General features: G+C 61.3%; 5 protein-coding genes. 3 read left to right on the top strand and 2 right to left on the bottom strand.

What is annotated here, in order from left to right; genetic code table 11:
- The 3 genes from secD to ACEW8G_RS01810 form a co-directional block, all read left to right on the top strand.
- Positions 1-597: protein translocase subunit SecD (gene secD, locus ACEW8G_RS01820; RefSeq protein WP_373486742.1), on the top strand; the 597-nt coding region annotated here is incomplete at its 5' end.
- A 13-nt stretch (positions 598-610) separates the two neighbouring features.
- Complete coding sequence (secF, locus tag ACEW8G_RS01815) at positions 611-1600, top strand: protein translocase subunit SecF (protein WP_373486741.1); 990 nt, start codon at positions 611-613, stop codon at positions 1598-1600.
- A gap of 12 nt (positions 1601-1612) precedes the next feature.
- Positions 1613-2023, top strand: coding sequence for an Mth938-like domain-containing protein (locus ACEW8G_RS01810; protein ID WP_373486740.1), 411 nt, complete (start codon positions 1613-1615; stop codon positions 2021-2023).
- On the opposite strand, the gene ACEW8G_RS01805 is transcribed toward ACEW8G_RS01810, so the two are convergent.
- Together ACEW8G_RS01805 and ftsH are read right to left on the bottom strand one after the other, a co-directional pair.
- Positions 2005-2370 (bottom strand): hypothetical protein, encoded by a 366-nt coding sequence (locus ACEW8G_RS01805; RefSeq protein ID WP_373486739.1) that lies wholly within the window; start codon positions 2368-2370, stop codon positions 2005-2007. The two genes, ACEW8G_RS01810 and ACEW8G_RS01805, sit on opposite strands and share 19 nt — an antisense overlap.
- 27 nt (positions 2371-2397) lie before the next feature.
- The coding region (gene ftsH / locus ACEW8G_RS01800) for an ATP-dependent zinc metalloprotease FtsH (protein WP_373486738.1) at positions 2398-3957 on the bottom strand (1560 nt) is incomplete at its 5' end.

Here is a 3957-nt window from a genome sequence, read left to right as displayed (position 1 = left end):
GCCAATGCGCTCGCCATTTCGCTGCGATCCGGCGCGCTGCCGGTCGAACTCAAAGTGGTGGAAGAGCGCTCGGTCGGACCGGATCTGGGCCAAGAGTCGATTGAGCTGGGTCTGCTCGCGGGCGCCGTGGCGACCGTTGCGGTGCTCACCTTCATGATCATCACCTATGGCCGCTTTTGCGTTTACGCCAACATCGCGTTGATCCTGAACCTGTTCCTGATCATTGGCGTCATGGCGCTGATGAACGCGACGCTGACTTTGCCGGGTATCGCCGGGTTCATCCTGACGGTCGGCGCGGCGGTTGACGCCAACGTGCTGATCAACGAGCGCATCCGCGAGGAACGCAACAATGGCAGGCGGATCATCCAGGCGATCGAGGTCGGCTATAAAGAGGCCTCGCGCGCAATTTTCGATGCCAACATCACCAACGTCATCGCGGCGGTGCTGCTGTTCCTGTTTGGATCAGGCCCCGTGCGTGGCTTTGCCGTAGTGCTGTTAATCGGCATCGCCACATCGGTGTGGACCGCCGTTTACGTGACCCGCATGTTCGTGGCGCTCTGGCTGCGGCGTGAGCGCCCGCGCGAAATCAACATATAACGGGGTTGATGCCATGAAACTCCTCAAGCTCGTTCCCGACAAGACCAATTTCGGCTTTATGCGCTGGCGCAAGCTGGCGATGGCGATCAGCATCATCACCATCGCCATCTCCATCGTGCTGGTGGTCACACGCGGTCTCAACTTCGGCGTTGATTTCGTTGGCGGCCAGATGATTCAGGTGACATTCGACAAGGTTGCAGAAGCGCCGGTTGGGCAGTTGCGTACAGATATCGGCGCGCTCGATCTGGGCGAATCGACCATCCAGCGCTTTGGTGAACCCAATCAGGTTTCGGTGCGGATGCGCCTCTCAGGCGACAATGCGGACGAGGTTGATGCCGTCACCCAGCGCGTCACATCGATGATCACCACCAAATATGCCGCGCAGGGCGCACGCATCGATGGCGTCGATTCTGTGTCGGGCAAGGTGTCACAGGAGCTGCTGAGCACCGGCGTCTACTCGCTCGTTTTCGCGATGCTCGCGATTGCGGTCTATATCTGGTTCCGCTTTGAATGGCAGTTCGGGGTCGCAGCGCTGTTTGCGCTGTTCCACGATGTGGTGCTCACCTTCGGTTTCTTTGCGCTGACCCAGCTCGAGTTCAACCTCAACATCATCGCAGCGCTGCTGACGATCATCGGCTATTCGCTCAACGATACCATCGTGGTGTTCGACCGGGTGCGTGAGAACCTGCGCAAATACCGCAAGATGGACATGATCGCGCTGCTCGACCTGTCAACCAACGAGACGCTCGCGCGCACTGTAATGACATCGCTGACCATGCTGATCGCGTTGCTCGCGTTGCTGCTGATTGGCCCCGGCGTGATCTTTGGCTTTACTGCGGCGATGACGATGGGCGTTGTCGTGGGCTGCTATTCATCAGTCTATATGGCCAACCCTATCCTCATCTGGCTGGGCGTCGGCCCGCACAGCTTCGTCCCCGAGAGCAGCCCGGCCGACCGCGCTGCCGCGAAGCTCAAGGAAGGCATCGATGGCGCGCAGCCTTAAGGCGCGACGATAATGGCCGAGTTCAATCAGGACGCGCGCGCAACCGGCCCGGTGATCACCGGGTTCACCGCCACCGGTTTCCGGCTCGATGGTGATGGGCTGGGTCTGCGCCGCGTTGAAGGCGCGCTCATCCTGACGCCGCTGTCGGCCATGCCCTGGGACGCGCCGCCCGTCGGGGCGCTGGATGCTGCCGGGCTGACCGCTGTGCTGGCGCTGTGCCCCGCGCCTGAATTCCTGTTGCTCGGTACCGGACGCGGCCTTGTCCACCCGCCGCGCCGTTTCGTTGCGACCCTAGAGGGTCATGGTATCGGCGTTGAGGTTATGGACAGCAAGGCCGCAGCCCGCGCCTGGGGTATCCTGCGATCAGAAGACCGCTGGATTGTCGCCGCGATCATGGGATTGGGTCAAGGCCGAGAAGCCTGACACGGATACCGCAGTGTCATCACAAACGCGAATGCCGCATCGAGCGGCATTGCGCGGTTGGCTTGTGGGAAGGTGCGGAAATCCTCGATCATATCGCTGAGCGACAGCTGAGCTTCTCCCGGCGGGGGTGGGCAACTGGTCGGCGGTTCGCCTCGCGCATTAGCCTCTGCCAGCGCCGCGCGGTATGCGAGTGCGGCCTGCTGGATCGCAGACCTAACGGCGTCGACTTTATCGGGAGTGGTGTCCTGGGACTGGCTGATGACAGCCTCGGCCTGGATCAAAAACGCAGCGACGGTCTCAGGCGGCGCGCTGACAGACTGTGCTGCCAGCAACGCCGCCGAGAACATTTGACCCGTCAGGACCAGATCGATGGATCAGGCGCCTTGTGGCTTGGGATCGTGGAACGGCCCCTTGCGCTTGCCTGCACGCGGGATCACTGCACCAACGCCCGGCGCGACATCGGGCTTGGTGTTGGTCGCATCAGGCCGGTCGATCTCGCCGTTGTTCACCAACGTGATGATCTCGTCACCGCTCAGTGTTTCATATTCGAGCAGCGCATTGGCAAGAATGTGCAGCTGGTCGACATGCTCTGACAGCACCACTTTTGCGCGATCATAGCCCTGATCGACGATCTTGCGGATCTCGGCATCGATCTTGCGCGCGGTGTCGTCCGACATCATCATCCGCTGATTCTGGCCATAGCCCAGATACCCTTCGGACTGCTCTTCATATTGCAGCGGGCCAAGCTCGTCGGACATGCCCCATTTGGTGACCATGTCGCGCGCGAGCTTGGTTGCATACTGGATGTCGCCGCTCGCGCCTGAAGACACCTTGTCATAGCCGAAGACCACTTCCTCAGCGACACGACCTCCCATCGACACGGCCAAGTTGGCGTACATCTTGTCGCGGTGATAGCTGTAGACGTCGCGTTCGGGCAGACGCATCACCATGCCCAGCGCGCGGCCACGCGGAATGATCGTCGCCTTGTGGATCGGGTCAGACGCTTCCTCGTGGATCGCGACGATGGCATGGCCGGCCTCATGGTAGGCGGTCATCTTCTTCTCGTCCTCGGTCATGACCATTGACTTGCGCTCGGCGCCCATCATGACCTTGTCCTTGGCGGCCTCGAACTCGTCCATCGCCACCAGACGCTTGCCGCGACGTGCCGCGAGCAATGCCGCCTCGTTGACCAGGTTGGCAAGGTCAGCACCCGAAAAACCTGGGGTACCGCGAGCAATCGTGCGCGCGTTCACATCGGGCGCCAGCGGCACCTTCTTCATATGCACCTGCAATATCTTCTCGCGACCCTCGATGTCAGGCACTGGAACCACAACCTGACGGTCGAAGCGGCCCGGACGCAGCAGCGCAGGGTCAAGCACATCGGGGCGGTTGGTCGCCGCGATGATGATGATGCCCTCGTTGGCCTCGAAACCGTCCATTTCGACCAGCAGCTGATTCAGCGTCTGCTCACGCTCGTCGTTCGAATTGCCGAGCCCGCTGCCACGGTGACGACCGACCGCATCGATTTCGTCGATAAAGACGATGCACGGCGCATTCTTCTTGGCCTGTTCAAACATGTCGCGCACGCGGCTGGCACCGACGCCGACGAACATTTCGACAAAGTCAGAGCCCGAGATGGTGAAAAACGGCACGCCTGCCTCACCCGCGATCGCGCGGGCGAGCAAGGTCTTGCCGGTACCGGGCGAACCGACCAGCAGCGCGCCCTTTGGAATCTGGCCGCCGAGCCGTGCAAACTTGCTGGGATCACGCAGGAATTCCACGATCTCCTGTAGTTCCTCGCGCGCCTCATCAATGCCGGCAACATCCTGAAAGGTCACCTTGCCAGACTTTTCGGTAAGCAGCTTGGCCTTGGACTTACCAAAACCCATCGCGCCCGAAGCGCCGCCGCCCTTCTGCACCTGTCGCAGCACGAA

The sequence above is a fragment of the Blastomonas sp. genome (genome assembly GCF_041747255.1).
Classification (GTDB): Bacteria; Pseudomonadota; Alphaproteobacteria; order Sphingomonadales; family Sphingomonadaceae; genus Blastomonas.
Note: the sequence above shows the minus strand (reverse complement) of the source record. Positions and strands in the feature narration are given on the sequence as shown.